Raw genomic sequence first — 17,552 nt, forward strand, 5'->3', positions numbered from 1 at the left:
ACTGCCATGCGTATCTTTACCACCGGGAAATACACGATACAAGCGCGCCACATTGCTGTGCGAGTGAAACGGCACGTCCCGCTCCATATTATTGTTGGTGCCGTCAAAAAAGAAACCGAAAATTGGATTCGCATCGCATCTAGGGGAAAGCCTGGGGTGGGAAATTCCCTTTTTTGACTAAATCACCTAATATTTTCAATTCTGTCTCGTCATCAAAAAACTTAGATGAATCTTCTGACTCATTTTTTCAGCAGAATAACTAGCAGCAAAAAATTCAGTCATGGATGCATTCCCTCAAGGCTCTGAATGAGTTTCTTCTTATATTCAATTACATCCTTTAATTCATCAATTTCAGTGGCCGTCATCTTATTACTATTACGTTCCAATCCTTTTTCCATAGTATCTAACCATTTTCTTTCCAATTCTATTTTTGCCTTACGACGCTGTGCCTGATACTCCTTCGTCGGTACTGGATACCCCTTGATTTTTCCCGGCCACTCCGGCCGGCTCGGTCCGTAATGTGACGCCACGGCTCCCACGCTGCCATCTTCATAGACAATCAGCCAGATATCACCTCCCTTCCCATCCGGATACGGTGGAACACTGACCGTCTCGCGATGAAAGGTCGGGTCCGGGGAGAACTGATAGACCACCACCACCTTCAAATCCGCATGCCACTTTTCCGGCACGCTGAAACAGCATATCGATCCGCCCTGCCCGTATGGACGGATCGAATCGCCACCGCCGCCGCTGTTGGTATTGCCGGGATTTTCAACCGCGATGTAATCGACTTCGCGCGAAGAATAATTCAGCGCCTGAATGCTCGCGGCCATGGCGATGCCGGGTAAACATGCGGCCAGCAAGAGGCCTCGCCAGCAATGGTGCTTGAGCAACGTCGTCATGATGTCATCGCTATCTATAAAATCGCCAAATGAATCTACCCGGCTCCAGCCGCGCTGAAATCACGCTCTATGCGAGCGCCTCGATCCGCGTTGCATAGCGCTGCTGCGCCAGGTAAATCTCTTCATCGGCTTTGGCTTGCGCAATATCCTGTGTTAAGTTTTCACTCCACACGAATTTTTCTGGTGTTTCTTCCGCCTGGATACCGGACGTCGGCATGCGTTGCAGTTCCTTCTCGTGCACGCTTTTCCGGAAAAAGCCGCTTTGCGGGTAGTAGCCACGGCGCAAGATATAGCCGCCACCCTCGCGACGCGTATAGGTTTGCGTGGTGATCACCGCACTGCGCATGTCGGCGCTGTCGGCATCCGTACGGATCGGATAGGGAGTGCCGTACTGCGCTTCCTTGACCAGCGTCTCCTCTTCCGGCGTCAATGCTTCGCCATTCTTCTGTTTCAGTTGCGCGGCTTCGGTCTTCCGGCTCAGTTCATACGCGCGTTTATAAAAGCCTTCTTCAGGCGGTTTATCGGCGAACGAGGCGAGCTTGGCCCGCTTGTCGTATTCCGTCACTTCGCCCGCCATATAGAATCCGGCCAGGGAATCGTGTACATAGTCGTCAAAAAAACGCATCACTTCGGGCGGCAGCGGTTTGGGGTGATCGAATATGTCGAGCGCCCAAGCTTCCCAGTCATCCAGCGGTGTATGATTTTGCGCGCGATAGTATTGCCAGTGATTGATGCGCGCAATATCCCGGGCGCTGAACGGTTTATCCTCATCGCCATGACGAAAGGCTTTGCGTGCGCGCAGCGCTTCCAGATCGCCTGCCAGCAAGCGGTTGTAGGAACCCAGATCCTCCCGCTCTTGCGCGTTGGCCGCATTGAAGCTGGCCGTGGCTTCCAGGGTCTTGACGCGCACGGCGCGCCAGCGGTAATACAGCTCCATATGCTTGCTCAGCAAGCCGCCTTGCTTGTTAAGCTCGGCGGTATAAGCTTCCCATGCCTTGGCAAGCTCTTGACTGACCTGGAAATCAACTTGTACCGTAGCCTCGAGTTCGCTGAACGGCCTCAAAGGTACGCCCTTGAGGCGCGCCTCCTTGAACATATGTGCCAGCGGGATTTGCGACAGCAAGGCCGCTTGTCCGCCACGCCCCTTTCCCTGCTCGCCCGGACCATAGCCGCCTCCCACGTCGGAGTGCACGCCAGGAAAATATACTTCCTCGATTTTCCCTGTCAGGCGCGTGACAGGAAAATTCATGCGCTGCTCATGCGTGGCAATGCAATGCAAGCCTGCCTGAACGCAGCGAGGCAGCGGCTTGAGCAATTCGTTGGCCCAGGCCCAATGACCATCGAACATCGCGCCAGGAGCGATCGTGGTTTTCGCTACAGACGCCGAACTGCCCACGGTTGCCACCGTGTCGAATACGCCAAGAAAATCGATGCTGGCTAGGATGCCGGCAAACTCCTGCACCTTACCTTCGCGTGGCGTGAGCAAATCGGCAAACAGCTGGCAAAACGCCACCGCCTCGGCGGCGCCACGCGAAAAACCGAACACCGACAAGGTCAGCGATGGAATATGCGGCTTGGGTTGTGCCGCCACCGCCACTTTGAGTTTTTCAATATGCTCAGCGAACCAGTCCGAGTGGGTCATGAAGCGCTCCCTGCCGGTTGAGGGATGCGGTACCTTTTTGTGGCCTACGGCATTATCATAAGTACGGGCAAGTTCGCCAGCCTCATCTGATTCATACATTAACTTACCAACAACAGTCAGATGAACTGCATTTAAAACCTGCAACAACCCCCATATAATACGCGGCTGCCCTCCTTTGGCAAAAGCCTTCCCCTCGTCCGACTCAGTCAATTCACCAATTTCCTTAAATGGCGTTCCGACGCCAGGAATATAATATCGGAAATAACCGGCATCCCGCTTATCAGATGGAAAACTCGAAAATAGCCGCGCCACATTGCTATGACTGGCGCTATTGGCGTCAACTACAGCATTACTTATAGGAATAGGCTTCTTTGTTTTAGGGTCGAGCACGCCCGTTCTAACCCCATTTCTATCGCGTTCCAAGTTATTATTGGTTCCATCAAAGAAAAGCCCAACCCTCACTGGAATACTGCACGGCGCACCATCTTTATTAGCACATGCCTCCTTCGCAATTTTTGATTGTTCTTTCGTCGACGGATTCAAAAAAAAATCGACGGGAAACGGTGCGGAATTGGGAGTTTCGCTGATCATAATATCAAGGAATATTGGCAGGTTTTCCGGAATGAAAAATAGGATGATTTTTACTATGGCCGTCCACATTTGACACAACCACTCTCACCTCGTCATTGGGAAAAAAATGCATATAGATATCTCCTGGCCTATCATATTTCTCCACTTCCACCATTTTTTCTTTAATAATATGTTTTAGTCCATCCGGCATATCCCACCGCACCCGAACCATCATTCCCGGATACCACACTCTCGGGATAGAGGCGCAACAGATTTCTGCTCCCCCCGCCCCCCATCTGGCCATATCCGCACCTCCGGCCCCATCCACCGACGCGGAGTAAATGAAATTCCCGGTATGATTCACAATACCCACCTGCGCTGTCGCGGTAGGACTTGGGCCAGCTTGCTCAGCCTGCCTGGCCTTAAACGCGCAGCCGCTCAGCAGCAAGGCCGCACCAAGATAAATAATCCATTTCATCATTTGCACCTTATAAAAAATGCTACGCCATTTTTCATTTTACTGCCACATATGACAATAGAAAACATAGAACTCCCACGCGTCGCAAATGGTTTAAGAAAAACCAGGAAAATGTGCAAGAGTGGAGTTTCATTGATCGCAATAAACCTCTAAGGATTGATATTTCCCGGCTTTCCATAGTGACGTATTGGATGAGCAGTGCTATATCCGGGATAAACTGAAACCACAACCCTAACTTCGTCGTTTGGAAAAAAATGGATATAAATACTTCCTGTTTCATCGTATTTTTCCACTTCCACCATTTTTTCTTTGACAATATGCGTATGTTCTTCTGGCATATCCCACCGCACCAGAACCATCATTCCCGGATACCACACTCTCGGGATAGAGGCGCAACAGATTTCTGCCCCCCCCGCCCCCCATCTGGCCATATTGGCTCCTCCCGCCCCATCCACTGACGCGGAATAAATATACTTCCCCGTATGGTTGACAATACCCACCTGCGCCGTCGCGGTAGGACTTGGGCCAACTTGCTCAGCCTGCCTGGCCTTGAGGGCGCAGCCGCTCAGCAGCAAGGCCGTGCCAAGATACATAATCCATTTCATGATTTTCCTTTTATAAAAATAGGCAGTTGAAGGAACAAGGCTAGGCAGCCGAGCGCGCCTGCCAGAAATCGTCGGGCAGCGTGTCGAGTTCGGACAGGTAATTCGCCCCCTGGCGCGTCCGCCGCAACAGGCTGGCCATCGCAGGATGCAAGGTGAAATCATCGGCCAGCATCAAGGCCAGGGCGCTGAAATGCTGACGCTGGCCTGCCGCCTCGATGCCACTGGCGCTTGCCACTAGTAAATGACGCGCCACGCGCGCGTGGCACTGGGCCGGGGTGCCGGAATGAAACAGGTCCGGCTGTACATCATGCAGATTGGCCAGGATGGCGTCGGCTTCGGCGATATTCACCAAGGCGGCAAAGGCGGCGTCACTGAGCGGAAATTTGTCAAACTCCGCCGGGACGGGACTGGGCTGCGCCTCGCCCTGCCAACTGATCAGGGAACCATCGCGCTGCACCGACCACCAGCGGTAGATGGGGCTCAGCAAATGCGCATATTGGGTTTGCGTCAAGGCCGCCAGCAAGGCCGGCAATGTGCGGCTATCGGCCCAGCGCACAGGCCATTCGACGGTGTCTGGCGTGATGGCAATCAAATAGGGGCGCAGATGCTGCTCCAGCCGGTCGATATCGAGCGTGCTGGCGATGATGCTGAGCATGGGCTTGCCCGCGCACAGCGAGAACAGGCGCTGCAGCCACTCGGCCTGCTCGCTGCTTGCCTGTGGCGCCGCCATTAAATGCGGTGCGGCACTCTTGAAGTTTTGCAGCGAGGTGTGCGCATACAGCGACTGGCGCCGCAAGCGGCTCGGGTAGCGCTTGGTAAAAAACTCCTCATCGCAGGCGCCGTCCAGCAGCGCCAGCAGGTGCAAGGGCTGGCCGCCGTTCGCCACCGCCGCTTCCGCACGCAAGGCTTGCACTTGCTGCGCGATCTGCGCTGGAACCGCAGGGTCAGGAAGATCGATGGCAAAGTACATCAGGATTCCTTTTCTAGGCTGCCGTGGGCGCGACAAACGGGCTGCCGCTACGCAACGCCGCCAGCAGGCACGCCTTGCAGACGCTGGCAGGCAGCGCCGGCAATGGATAAGCGAGCCGTTCCGGCCCGATAAAACTCTTCTTGCCGGCATGCACCGTGATCTTGCCCGGACACTGCACGGTGATGTTGCCGCCCTCGATCGTGATGTTCGCCCCGCCCGCCGTCGACAGGCGGATGCTCTTGGCCGCCGCCCAGTCGATGTGCGCGGCGGCGCTGACGATGTTGACTTCCTCGCGCGCATGCACGTTGAGCACGTCGGCCTGCGCCTGCAGGTCGATGGCCTGTTTGGCGGCGATCAATTGCAGGCCGATATTGTTCTCGCCCGCCTTGACCACGCCGGCCAGGGCGCCGATGGCCTGGCCGCTGTGCACGCGCAACTGGCCGCCGCCAACGAACTGGGTGTCCAGGCCGCTCATTAGCGAGGTGGTTTCGCCGTTCGCCAGCTGGATATCCTGGCCCGCCAGCACGCCCAGGCCGGCGCGGGCGGCAATGGCGATGATGGCGTCGCTGCTGTGCGGCAACTTGTCATCGCCGGGGCTGGTCGGCTTGCCCGCCGCGTCGCGCTTGGCGGCGGCCGTATCGTCCTGGCTCAGCATGCCGGAAACGCTCGTCAAAAACGCCGGCAAGGGCGCCGCCTTTTCGTCGAGCACGCTGGCATTCGCCTTGGCCGGCCCCAGGTGGCTGGCATACGCGACCGTCTTGTGCGTGACGGCGGCGGCGCTGAAGGTTGCACCCAGCTTGGCCGCCTGCTTGAGCAAGACCATGCCCGGCGCATTGTCGCCGGCCGGATCGCGTGCCTGCGCGTCGTGATTGACGAGGTAGCTGGAAATCAGGAGGCCGGCGCCGGCCCGCACGGCGCCGTAAGCGTCGGTGCGCAGCTCGGCGCCCGTGCCGCGCAGGCTGCCCCGGTAATTGTCGGCCGCATGGATCAGGTGGCCAAGATTGAGCTCGCTTGCCGCATGGCTGCTCTTGAGCTGGATGCGCCCCTGCTGGTCGGTATCGTCGAACAGCAACTGGTTGTAGCCGGCGGCGCCGAATTCCTTGCTGCGGATACCCCACTGCGCCGCGCCGTTGCGGTGGCCGGCGCTGCCGCCGGCCGCGCCATGCCAGACCGGGCTGTTGCCGCCGGCCACGTTGCCCTGCGCCGACGGCGCATGGTCGCGCGCCGGCTCGAAGACGCTGGCATCCGCAGGCTTGTCCGTGATGCCGCCCGGCGAGGGCGCGACGCCGCCCTCGCCCTGCCCGTTGTACAGCGCGCCGACGATGATGGGGCGGTCGATATCGTTTTCCAGGAATTGCACCAGCACTTCCTGGCCGATGCGCGGCAGGAACTGGCTGCCCATGCCGCCGCCGGCCGAGCGCTGCGCCACGCGTACCCAGCAGGTGGCGCCGCCTTCCTGCTGCCAGTGGAAACGGATGCGCACCCGGCCCAGCTTGTCGCAATGGATCTCGCTGCCGCCGCTGGCGCTGGCGCCGCCGTCGGCACCGACGACGATGGCGCTCTGGCTGCCGCGGGCCGTCGGCTCCGGATGGTGGCGCGCGTCGTTGTCGCCATGTACAGGACGCCATGGCGTCGCCGCGGCGATCATCTCGATGCAGTTGGCGTAACCGCTGGCTTGCGCCTGCGCAATCGCGGCGGCAAAGTCGGCAAAGCCGTCGCCCAGCCCGGGCATGGCTTCGTCCAGCAGTTCGGGCACCGGGCCGAACAGTTCAGCCAGCGCCTGGGAGGCGGGCGCCGGCAGGTTGTTGATGCCGATGCTCGCCACCCGGAGCACGACATAGTCGGACGCGGCGCCATCGGCCTGCGGCAACGGTCCCTGCGTCAGGGTAAACCGCGTGCCGGCGCGCAAGGTGCGTACCGTCGAGCGCGCCTGCCACAACTGGGCGCGCGCTTCGCGGGCCTGCATCTGCAACGCGGCATAGTGCTGTGCCTGCGCGCCATTCGCATACCAGTACTGGCCCGGCGTATCGTAGCTTTCCAGCACCGGCGCATGCTGGCCGCCGATGGCCATATTCGTCGGCACGCTGGCGGCGACCGCCTTCTTGGCCTTGTAATCGTAGCTCAGCACGCTGCTCAGCCCGACGTGCAGGCTGCGCCGCGCGCACAACGCCTGCACGCTGTCGCTCGCTTCGCCGGCCCTGGCGCCATGAAAGCGCAAGCCGCCGCCTTGCGCGCTGCTGGCATCCTCGGGTGTGGCGCAGGGCTGGCTGCTGTCGGCGAACAAAATCAGTGTGTGCTCGTCGAAGCGCCAGGAGATGCCCTCTTCCGTCAGCAGCCGGCGCACGAAATCGAAGTCCGATTCCCGGTACTGGCAGCAATAGCTGCGCTCTCCCGCCTGCTGCATGCACTGCGCCACCTCGTCGCTCCATTGCCACAGGGCATGCGGCGCATAGGCTTGCAATACCTCGTCGACGATGGCCGTCACGCTACGATCTTGCCATACGCGGCTGTTACGCACTTGCGTCAACAGCCACAGCCAGGGCGTGATGCGCAGCCGGTAGCGCGCCAGGCCGCCATTGCTGCCCAGCATGGCCGCTGCGCTGATATAGCCGGAAAACTGCGTGCGCGTGCCGTCGGCCAGGCTGATTTGCAGGCTGGCCGGCTGCCCCAGCAAGGAGGCCAGCGCAACATCGGCATTCGTGGACAAGGCGATAATCTCGCGCGCGCCAAGCTCCTGCAGCCGTTCATCGGCGGCAAAGGCTTCGACCAGCAAACCGCTGTCCTGGCCATCGTCGCCGATGGCCAATGCATACAGGCGCGTCGCGCCATTGAAGGCGGCTACCGCGCTAACGATATCTTGTGTCAAAGGATGCTCTTCATCTGGAAAGTGGCATCGCACATTACTTGTCAAAACAATGTGCAAAATAAACAAGTCCAGGCAATTATGCGCGAGTTCTTAAAAAAGCAAGATTCAATTGAACAAGGAGTGCGCGGGGAAGACAATAGTCGCTGCTTCGGGCAAGGGATTCGGTACAATACTCCGGCAAGCCCATTCACTCTTTCCCGTGCAGCCATGAACCAACTCGAACAACTGAAGCAATTTACTACCGTGGTGGCCGACACCGGCGACTTCCAATCGATCCAGGCTTACACGCCGCGCGATGCGACGACGAATCCGTCGCTGATCCTGAAGGCCGTGCAAAAGGATGAATACAAGCCGCTGTTGGAAAAGGCCGTGCGCGACCATCCGAATGCCTCCACCGCTGAAATCATCGACCGCCTGCTGATCGCCTTTGGCGTGGAAATCCTGCAAACCATTCCCGGCCGCGTCTCCACCGAAGTCGATGCGCGCCTGTCGTTCGACACGGAAGGCACGGTGGCCAAGGGCCGCGACCTGATCGCCCTGTATTCGAACGCGGGGATTGCCCGCGAACGCGTGCTGATCAAGATCGCCTCCACCTGGGAAGGCATCCGCGCCGCCGCCATCCTGGAAAAGGAAGGCATCCGCTGCAACATGACCCTGCTGTTCTCGCTGGCCCAGGCCATCGCCTGCGCCGAAGCGGGCGCGCAGCTCATTTCGCCGTTCGTCGGCCGCATCTACGACTGGTACAAGAAATCGACGGGTATCGACTATATGGGCGCGGAAGACCCGGGCGTGCAGTCGGTCCGCCGCATCTACAATTACTACCGCAAGTTCGGCTACAAGACCGAGGTGATGGGCGCGAGCTTCCGCAATACCTCGCAAATCCTCGAACTGGCCGGCTGCGACCTGCTCACCATCAGCCCCGACCTGCTGCAAAAGCTGGCCGACAGCGATGCGCCGGTGGAGCGCAAGCTGAGCGCCGAAGCGGCGCCATCGACCAACATCGTGCAAATGTCGCTGAACGAAGAAGCTTTCCGCTTCATGATGAATGAAGACGCGATGGCGACGGAAAAACTGGCCGAAGGCATCCGCGCCTTCTGCGTCGACTCCGGCAAGCTGAAACAGATGATCGCGGCACTGCGCTAATCGCGATAATTACGACGGACGAAAAAAAAGCGGCGCCGTGCAGTGCACGGATGCCGCTTTTTCATGCCCGCGCGATCAGGAGCAGCGGAATGTCGCCATGCCCTGGTAATTGGCGCCATTCGCCAGCTGCGCCTTGTAAGCGGCAATCAGCAGATAACGGCCAGCGCCGCCGTCGCCCAGCATCAGCTGCGCTCCCGTACCACTCGACAGATAGTTGCCGGTGATGCTGCTGGACGCCGCCGAGCCCATGCTGGTGGAAGCCGTTACTTTGCCCGTGCTGTCGCCGGCGCTGGCGTCGATGGACAGCGCCACCTTGGCACCGGAGGCATCGAACGAGACGCTGGCCGTGCCGCTGGCCGTGCCGAAGTAAGCGCTCGACGAGACGCTGTTGCCGCCCGTATAGCTCGGCGCCGTGAACGCGCCCGCATCGCAGGTCAACGTGCCGGTCGCTGGCAGTGCGGCGAGCACGTTATAGGCGACGTAATGTGCGCTGGCATTGTTGCCGGTCAAGGTCGTGGCACCGGAACTATAGCTGAACGCGCCCTTGAACCAGCGGCCCTGCGCGAAGGCGGCGTCACCGCTGATTTCACGCGTCACGGACGGGTTGCCCGTCAGGAAAATGCCGCCGATAGTGCTCAAGGCACCGGAGGCATCCTGTACCACCAGGCTGGCCTTGCCACTGCTCTGCAAGCCGATCGACGTAAAGATGAAACGGCTGTTGTCGCCATTGACGAAACGGGCGCTGACGGTGCCCGTGTTTTCGCCAGTGCCCGTCGGCGTGACAGGTACCACTGGTGGCGCAACAGGCACCACTGGCGGGGCAACAGGTGCCACAGGCGTCACGGGTGGATTCACGGCGACTACCGGGTCAGTTGGGGAGGACGAGCCGCCACCGCCACAGGCAACGAGAGAGCCGGCGATCAGGGTCAAAACAAAAGCGTGATTCAGTTGCATACGATTCCGATAAAAAAGCAAGACATAAGGAATCCTTGGCACATGCCAAAAATTCAACGTCCAATATTATGCAATATTTCTCAAGAGAATGGTTGCCTTAAAGAAATTTATTAATACCAACAATGTGACTATAACGAGCGCGACTGTGTCGTGACGCCACGCTGGCGGTAAAATAGCTGGCCATACGCCGTCAACAACTACGCATGCAATCACCGATCACCATCCGCCTGGGCCGCCGCGCCCGTGCCCGCATCGCCGACAACGGCTTGCGCGCGCTTGACGTCGCCATCGTCCCTGCCGCCGCGGGCGGGCCGAAAGGCTTGATCCTGCACCAGTTCGATTGCTGGCTGTTCGGCGACTTCCTGGCGCAAGCGCCGCGCCCGCGCCACTTCGTCGGCGCCTCGATCGGCGCCTGGCGCATGGCCGCCGCCGTGTTCCCGGACCCGGTGGCAGCGCAGCGTCGCCTGGTGCGCGAATACGTGGGCCAGCGCTACCCCGACAAACCCGATGCGGCGCACGTCAGCCGCACCTGCCGCGCCCTGCTCGACGCCGTCCTCGATGGCCAGGATGCGCAGCTGCTGCAGCACGGCCAGCACAGCCTGTCCGTGCTGGCCGTGCGCGGCATCGGCGCGCTGGCGCAGCCGGGCAAATGGCGCGACCGGCGCGGCTTTCTGCTGGCGGCCGCCGGCAATGCCGTGGCGCGCGCGCGCCTGGCCGCGTCGCTGGAGCGCGCGGTGTTCCATGCAGGGCCGGACGGCGCCAGCTGGCTGCGCTCGCGCTTCGACGCCTTTCAATCCCATTTCGTGCCGCTGGCGCAAGACAACCTGCGCGACGCGCTGCTGGCCTCCGGCTCCATCCCGCTGGTGCTCGACGCGGTCACGGACATCGCCGGTGCGCCGCCGGGGCGCTACTGGGATGGCGGCCTGGTCGACTACCATCTGCACCTGCCCTACCAGCGCGAACCGGACCTGGTGCTGTACCCGCATTTTGCCGACCATATCGTGCCGGGCTGGCTGGACAAGGCCATGCCCTGGCGCCGCGCGCGCAGCGGCGATAGCGCGCTCGACAACATGATCCTCGTCTCGCCCTCGCCCGCCTTCGTGGCCAGCCTGCCCAACGGCAAGCTGCCGGACCGGCGCGACTTCGCCCATTACGGGCAAGACCACGCGGCGCGCATGCGCGACTGGCGCCGCGCCATCGCGGAAAGCGAGCGCATGGCGGCCGCCTTCGCCCGCTGGGCCGAGCAGCCGGACCTGCGCCAGGCGCTCGATCTGTAGCACGGGCGAGACTGCAACAGGCGCCAAAACAAGCGCGCTTTTCCCTCGCCTATTGGTCACTTATCAGTGCATACTATGTCGCACAGGCAACCTTCAATCCCTCTGCGACAGGAGTTCCGACCATGCACGCCCTCTCCCACCTTCGTATCGGCACACGCCTGGCTGCAGGCTTCGCGCTGGTGCTGCTGCTGTCCGTGATCTCCACCTCGTACGCGCTGTACAGCGCCCACGTGAATGCCGAAGCGACGCGGCAAATGATGGAAAAGCCGCTGGCCAAGGAACGCCTCGTATCGGACTGGTACGTGCTGATTTACTCGGCCATCGCCCGCACCTCGATGATCGCCAGGAGCACCGATGAAACGCTGTCGAACGTGTTTGCCGACACCATCGCCGACAGCACGAAACAGGGCAGCGAACTGCTGAAGAAAATCGAGGCGTTGCTCGACAGCGATGCAGAAAAAGCCATCTTCAAGTCATCCATCGCCGAGCGCGTCAAATACCAGGATGCCAAGACCCTGGTCATGAATGCGCGCAAGGCGGGCAATGCGGCGCAGGCGGAAAGCACCTACCGCGACAGCTTTGCGCCGGCCGCCACCAATTACCAGAACAACGTCAAGGCCCTGCTGGCGCAGCAGCGCCAGGCCATCGACGCCACGGCGCAAGCCATCGAGGCGGCCAACGAACGCAGCTTCACCCTGCTGCTGACCTTGTGCGCGCTGGTGGTGGCCCTGGGCAGCGTCTGCGCCTGGCTGATCACGCGTTCGATCACGCAACCGCTGAAGGCCGCCGTGAAGGTGGCCGAAACGGTGGCCGACGGCGACTTGCGCACGCATTTCGGCACGCCTGCCAGCGATGAAATCGGCGACCTGATGCGTGCGCTGCACGGCATGAACGAGGCGCTGCGCAAGGTGGTGTCGGAAGTGCAGACGGGCACCAATGCGATTGCCACGGCGTCTGGCGAAATCGCCGCCGGCAACCAGGATTTGTCGGCGCGCACGGAACAGCAGGCCAGTTCGCTGGAAGAGACGGCGTCGTCGATGGAAGAACTGACCAGCACCGTGAAGCAGAATGCGGACAATGCGCGCCAGGCCAACCAGATGGCGGTGGCCGCCTCCGGCGTGGCCGAACGGGGCGGCAGCATCGTCAGCCAGGTGGTCGACACCATGGGCGCCATCGATACGGCATCGACGAAAATCGTCGATATCATCGGCGTCATCGACGGCATCGCCTTCCAGACGAATATCCTGGCCTTGAACGCGGCCGTGGAAGCGGCCCGGGCCGGTGAGCAGGGACGCGGCTTTGCCGTCGTCGCCACGGAAGTACGCAGCCTGGCGCAGCGCTCGGCGGCGGCGGCGCGCGAAATCAAGACCCTGATCGGCGACTCCGTGGAGCAGGTCAACAACGGCACGCGGCTGGTGCAGCAGGCCGGCAACACCATGGGCGAAGTGGTCGACAGCGTGCGCAGGGTCACCGACATCATGGCCGAGATCACTGCCGCCAGCGCCGAGCAAAGCATGGGCATCGACCAGGTCAACCAGGCCATCGCGCAGATGGACCAGGTGACGCAGCAAAATGCGGCCCTGGTGGAGGAAGCGGCGGCCGCCGCCGAAAGCATGCAGGACCAGGCGGCGCGCCTGGCGCAAGTGGCGGCCGGCTTCCAGCTCGAACACATGGCCGCGGCGGCGCCGGTACGCGCCGCGCGGCCGGCCGCCGCCCAGCTGGCCAAGCCGGCGGCCAGAAGCACACCCGCCAGGCAGCCAGGCAGCGCGGCCCGGAGCGCGCCTCCTGCACGCAAGCCCCAGGCGCAGGTGGCGGGCGAGCAGGATTGGGAAGAGTTCTAAGGCTGACGGCGGCGCCAGTTGAAAGGGTTTGACAGCGCCCTGGCGCGCGAGGATACTTGTTTCAGGTGGCATGGCGCACCACCGGCAGCAATACGTGTTGCGCCTGACATCGTTCTGCGGGAGCACGAACATGAAATGTATCCGCCGCGTCAGCGCACAGCTGCGCCTGGGCTTCCTGTCCCCCTTGCTGCTGTGTGCAGCCCTTGCCGGCTGCGCCACGACACCCGCCACCCCGCCTCCGCCCGACCTGTTCAACGATGCCAGCTTTGCCGCACCCGCCGTGCCGGTCGACCCGCAACAGGCGTTCGCCATGAGCGAGGCCATGCGGTACTACCTGCGTGTCGATGTCGCGCGCGAGGCACGCAACAAGAATCCCCGCCGCGCGCTGGCCGAGGCCCTGCGCAACAGGTCCGGGCTGCAGCTGGAATACGATGCCGCCATGACGCGCACGGCGGCCGAGGCGTTCGACGCGCGCAGCGGCAATTGCCTGTCGCTGGTGCTGATGACGGCCGCGCTGGCCAAGGAAATGGGGCTCGATGTGCACTACCAGCTGGTCCTGGGAGAGGAAAGCTGGAGCCGCAGCGGCGGCATGTATTTCGTTGCCGGCCACGTCAATCTCGCGCTGGAACGCCGTGCCGTCAGCAATACCGTCGGCTACGACGCCGATGCCATCCTGCTCATCGACTTCCTGCCTGGCGAAGACCTCGCCGGCCAGCGCACGCAGCAAATCAGCGAGGCGACCATCCTGGCCATGTACCTCAACAATCGCGCTGCCGAAACCATGGCCAGCGGCGAGCTCGATCAAGCCTACTGGTATGCGCGCGCCGCCATCCTGCAAGACCCCACGTTTGCGGGCGCCTTCAATACGCTGGGCATCATCCAGCTGCGCCACGGCGACACCGAACCGGCGCGGCGCACGCTCGCTTACGCACTGGAACGCTCGCCATCGAACACCGTGCTGTTGTCCAACCTGGCGCAGGCACTCGACGGCCTGGGACACGCGGGCGAAGCGCAGCTGCTGCGGCGCAAATTGCTGGCCCTGCAGCCAGAACCGCCCTTCCACTTCTTCAACCTGGGCCAGCGCGCCATGGAGGCCGCCGACTACCAGGAAGCGGCACGCCTGTTCAAGCGCGAAATCGCGCGTGATCCGTATTACCATGAATTCCACTTCTGGCTGGCGCAGGCGTATGCGCGCATGGGACAGCTCTCGCAGGCGGACAAGCAGCTGGAACTGGCGATGGACAACAGCACCACGCGCAGCGAGCACGGGCTGTACGCGGCCAAGCTGCAGCGCCTGCGCGCCGCCGGCGCGCATTAGCAGGCGCCATTAAGGCAGTCAGTCTTCCAGGAACATCTGCTGCAGGTCATTCAGGAAGGACAATCCCAACGCCGTCGGGCGGATGACCTGGTGGTCGCGGTACAGCAAGCCTTTGGCTTCGGCCGCGTTCAGCGGCTGTTCGATGGCGTTGATGGCCAGGCCCGTGCGCTCGGCGAACAGGTTCGGCGAAAATCCCTGCGTCAGGCGCAGGGTATTGAGCATGAATTCAAAACCCATTTCCTCGCGCGCCAGTTCGCGCTCTTCCTGCACCGGCTTACCGGCCAGTACCGCGTCCATATAGGCGCGCGGCTGCTTGTAGCGGGCCTGGCGCAGCACGCGGTGCGGAAACGAAATCTTCGAATGGGCGCCTGCGCCGATGCCCAGGTAGTCGCCGAATTCCCAGTAATTGCGGTTGTGCTTAGCCTGGCGGCCCGGCTGCGCGTAGGCCGACACTTCGTAGCGGCCATAGCCCGCCTGCGCCGCGCGCGCGGCCACCATGTCGGCGATATCGGCGCTCTCGTCGTCGTCCGGCAGCACGGGCGGATACTTGGCGAACAGCGTGTTCGGCTCCAAAGTCAGGTGGTACAGCGACAGGTGCGGCGGCGCGAACGACAGCGCCGTTTCCAGGTCCTGCTGCGCCTCGGCCAGGGTTTGCGTGGGCAGCGCATACATCAGGTCGAGATTGAAATTGTCGAAGTTCGCGTGGGCGATCTCCACTGCGCGGCGCGCTTCGCTGTCGTCATGGATGCGGCCCAGCGCCTGCAGGTGGCGGCCGTTGAAACTCTGGATGCCGATCGACAGGCGGTTGATGCCGCTGGCCCGGTAGGACTTGAATTTTTCCGCTTCGAAGGTGCCAGGATTGGCTTCCATGGTGATTTCGCAATCGGGTTCCAGGGGCAGCAAGGTGCGCACATCCGACATCAGACGGTCCAGGCCCGCCGCCGACATCAGGCTGGGCGTGCCGCCGCCGATGAAGATGGTGTGGATCTTGCGGCCCCAGATCAGCGGCAGCGCCATTTCCAGGTCCAGGCGCAGGGCCGCCAGGTATTCGGCTTCCGGCAAGTCGCCGCGCACCTCGTGCGAATTGAAGTCGCAATACGGGCATTTCTTCACGCACCACGGGAAATGGATGTACAGCGACAGCGGCGGCAGGGCCGTCAGGTTCAGCGCGCCCGGCTGCAGGTATTTCAGGGCCGCCCCGGCCGCGCCGGAAATGCCTTCCTGCGGCGCGGGAGCGGTATTGGGCTTGGCTGCCGACCTGGCAACGGCGCCCACCAGTTTGATCGGGATCATCGCAGCTTTTCCACCAGCGCGCGCAGGGCCTGGCCACGGTGCGACAGCGCGTTCTTTTCATCGGACGTCAGTTCGGCCGCGCACTTGCCCAGCGCGGGAATGAAGAAGTGCGGATCGTAGCCGAAGCCGCCGTTGCCGCGCGGCGCGGCAATCATCTCGCCATTCCAGCGGCCGTCGGCGATCACCGGCTGCGGGTCATCCGCATGGCGCACGTACACCAGCACGCAATAGTAGTACGCGGACTTGTCGGCATGCGCCTCGAGGTCGGCGATCAGCTTGGCGCTGTTGGCGGCATCCGATTTCGGCTCGCCCGCATAGCGGGCCGAATACACGCCGGGCGCGCCACCGAGCGCATTGACGCACACGCCGGAATCGTCGGCCAGCGCCGGCAAGCCCGTCAGGCGCGACGCGTGGCGCGCCTTTTGCAGGGCGTTTTCAACGAAGGTGTGGAATGGTTCGTCGCTTTCCGGCACGGCGTACTCGCCCTGGGCATGGACGGAAAAACCGATGGTCGAGAGCAGCTCGTTGAATTCCTTGAGCTTGCCGGCGTTGTTGGAGGCGAGGATGAGGCGTTGGGTCATGTCAATAGTCCGGTTGAAGTGCCGACATTGTAAACCTTTTGCGCCCCCCTCACCTCGCCCCGAAGCTGCCGCAAGAAGCGGCAACTGTGGGCTTTTTGCCTGGCGCGGCGGGCCAGCGGATGTAAATCTGTGTAAAGATCAGATCCCCAATGCCTGCTTCTGCAGGGCAATCAGGTCGGCGATGCCGCCTTGCGCCAGGTCCAGCAGGCGGTTCATGCCGGCGCGGTCAAAGGCGGCGCCTTCGGCCGTGCCCTGCACTTCGATGAAGTGGCCCGCTTCCGTCATCACCACGTTCATGTCCGTGTCGCAACCCGAGTCTTCCACGTAGTCCAGGTCCAGCACAGGCATGCCCTGGTAGACGCCCACCGAGATGGCGGCGACAAAGCTTTTCACGGGAATGGCGGCGATCGCGCCGCGCGCCTGCAGCTGGGAAAACGCGTCATACGCGGCCACCATCGCGCCCGTGATCGACGCCGTACGCGTGCCGCCATCGGCCTGGATCACGTCGCAATCGAGGTGCAGCGTGCGTTCGCCGAACGCCTGCAAATCGAAGGCGGCGCGCAGCGAGCGGCCGATCAGGCGCTGGATTTCCTGCGTGCGGCCGGACTGCTTGCCGCGCGCCGCTTCGCGGTCCATGCGCGTGTGCGTCGAGCGGGGCAGCATGCCGTATTCGGCCGTCAACCAGCCCTGGCCCTTGCCTTTCAGGAAACCCGGCACCTTGTCTTCGATGCTGGCGGTACAGATGACCTTGGTGTCGCCGCACTCGATCAGCACCGAGCCTTCGGCATGCTTGGTGTACTGGCGGGTAATGCGGATGGCGCGCAGCGCGTCGACGGCGCGGCCGCTCGGGCGGGATTCAAATGTCATGGGATGTCCTGTGTGATTGGAGTTGCGGCGGCGATTTTACCACCGCGCGCCCGTCTATTTGCAGTCATGCAACAGCGCAAGACGCAATGGCAGGCGGCGCACACATGATCCCTACAATCCTGCCCCACCAAACACAATTTTCTTTACAATGCCGTAAAACGCACACTATTCAGCAATTTTCAGGCCATCAGACCATGCGGTTCTGTTTTTGCGGCGCGGGCGGTATTGCCTGCGCTGGCTGATTA

14 protein-coding genes are annotated in these 17,552 nt (G+C 61.8%); 4 read left to right on the plus strand and 10 right to left on the minus strand.

The window, feature by feature from the left end; translation table 11 throughout:
- Positions 1 to 278: 278 nt before the first annotated feature.
- The 6 genes from O3298_RS03255 to O3298_RS03280 form a co-directional block, all read right to left on the minus strand.
- Positions 279 to 902, minus strand: coding sequence for a DUF3304 domain-containing protein (locus tag O3298_RS03255; RefSeq protein ID WP_305058513.1), 624 nt, complete (start codon positions 900 to 902; stop codon positions 279 to 281).
- A 67-nt stretch (positions 903 to 969) separates the two neighbouring features.
- The gene (locus O3298_RS03260; RefSeq protein ID WP_305058514.1) at positions 970 to 3,204 is read right to left on the minus strand and encodes a DUF2235 domain-containing protein; all 2,235 of its coding nucleotides are present in this window, start codon (positions 3,202 to 3,204) and stop codon (positions 970 to 972) included.
- Entirely contained in the window at positions 3,140 to 3,595 is a 456-nt protein-coding gene (locus O3298_RS03265; protein WP_289903939.1) for a DUF3304 domain-containing protein, read from the minus strand. Before O3298_RS03265 ends, O3298_RS03260 begins: the two co-directional genes overlap by 65 nt.
- 146 nt (positions 3,596 to 3,741) lie before the next feature.
- On the minus strand, positions 3,742 to 4,197 hold the full coding sequence (locus tag O3298_RS03270) for a DUF3304 domain-containing protein (protein ID WP_289911161.1): 456 nt from the start codon (positions 4,195 to 4,197) through the stop codon (positions 3,742 to 3,744).
- Positions 4,198 to 4,237: 40 nt separating this feature from the next.
- On the minus strand, positions 4,238 to 5,167 hold the full coding sequence (locus O3298_RS03275; protein ID WP_305058515.1) for a DUF4123 domain-containing protein: 930 nt from the start codon (positions 5,165 to 5,167) through the stop codon (positions 4,238 to 4,240).
- 13 nt (positions 5,168 to 5,180) lie between these two features.
- Positions 5,181 to 8,033, minus strand: coding sequence for a type VI secretion system Vgr family protein (locus tag O3298_RS03280; protein WP_305058516.1), 2,853 nt, complete (start codon positions 8,031 to 8,033; stop codon positions 5,181 to 5,183).
- Positions 8,034 to 8,240: 207 nt separating this feature from the next.
- On the opposite strand from O3298_RS03280, the gene tal reads away from it, so the two are divergent.
- On the plus strand, positions 8,241 to 9,176 hold the full coding sequence (tal, locus tag O3298_RS03285) for a transaldolase (protein WP_086146874.1): 936 nt from the start codon (positions 8,241 to 8,243) through the stop codon (positions 9,174 to 9,176).
- Between the two features lie 75 nt (positions 9,177 to 9,251).
- On the opposite strand, the gene O3298_RS03290 is transcribed toward tal, so the two are convergent.
- Positions 9,252 to 10,130 carry a hypothetical protein gene (locus O3298_RS03290; RefSeq protein ID WP_305058517.1) on the minus strand — a complete coding sequence of 293 codons (879 nt, stop codon included), beginning with the start codon at positions 10,128 to 10,130 and terminating at the stop codon, positions 9,252 to 9,254.
- Positions 10,131 to 10,333: 203 nt separating this feature from the next.
- On the opposite strand from O3298_RS03290, the gene O3298_RS03295 reads away from it, so the two are divergent.
- From O3298_RS03295 to O3298_RS03305, 3 genes are all read left to right on the plus strand, one after another.
- A complete protein-coding gene (locus O3298_RS03295; RefSeq protein WP_289903930.1) occupies positions 10,334 to 11,407 on the plus strand; it encodes a patatin-like phospholipase family protein in 1,074 nt (357 codons plus the stop codon).
- Between the two features lie 122 nt (positions 11,408 to 11,529).
- Complete coding sequence (locus O3298_RS03300) at positions 11,530 to 13,248, plus strand: methyl-accepting chemotaxis protein (RefSeq protein ID WP_305058518.1); 1,719 nt, start codon at positions 11,530 to 11,532, stop codon at positions 13,246 to 13,248.
- A gap of 130 nt (positions 13,249 to 13,378) precedes the next feature.
- On the plus strand, positions 13,379 to 14,566 hold the full coding sequence (locus tag O3298_RS03305) for a tetratricopeptide repeat protein (RefSeq protein ID WP_305058519.1): 1,188 nt from the start codon (positions 13,379 to 13,381) through the stop codon (positions 14,564 to 14,566).
- Between the two features lie 18 nt (positions 14,567 to 14,584).
- On the opposite strand, the gene hemW is transcribed toward O3298_RS03305, so the two are convergent.
- From hemW to rph, 3 genes are all read right to left on the minus strand, one after another.
- Positions 14,585 to 15,859 carry a radical SAM family heme chaperone HemW gene (gene hemW, locus O3298_RS03310; protein WP_305058520.1) on the minus strand — a complete coding sequence of 425 codons (1,275 nt, stop codon included), beginning with the start codon at positions 15,857 to 15,859 and terminating at the stop codon, positions 14,585 to 14,587.
- Entirely contained in the window at positions 15,856 to 16,440 is a 585-nt protein-coding gene (rdgB, locus tag O3298_RS03315) for an RdgB/HAM1 family non-canonical purine NTP pyrophosphatase (protein ID WP_099666881.1), read from the minus strand. Before rdgB ends, hemW begins: the two co-directional genes overlap by 4 nt.
- 138 nt (positions 16,441 to 16,578) lie before the next feature.
- Entirely contained in the window at positions 16,579 to 17,307 is a 729-nt protein-coding gene (rph, locus tag O3298_RS03320) for a ribonuclease PH (protein WP_034787067.1), read from the minus strand.
- Between the last annotated feature and the right edge of the window lie 245 nt (positions 17,308 to 17,552).

The sequence above is a fragment of the Janthinobacterium sp. SUN137 genome, assembly GCF_030587265.1.
Taxonomy (GTDB): domain Bacteria; phylum Pseudomonadota; class Gammaproteobacteria; order Burkholderiales; family Burkholderiaceae_D; genus Janthinobacterium; species Janthinobacterium kumbetense.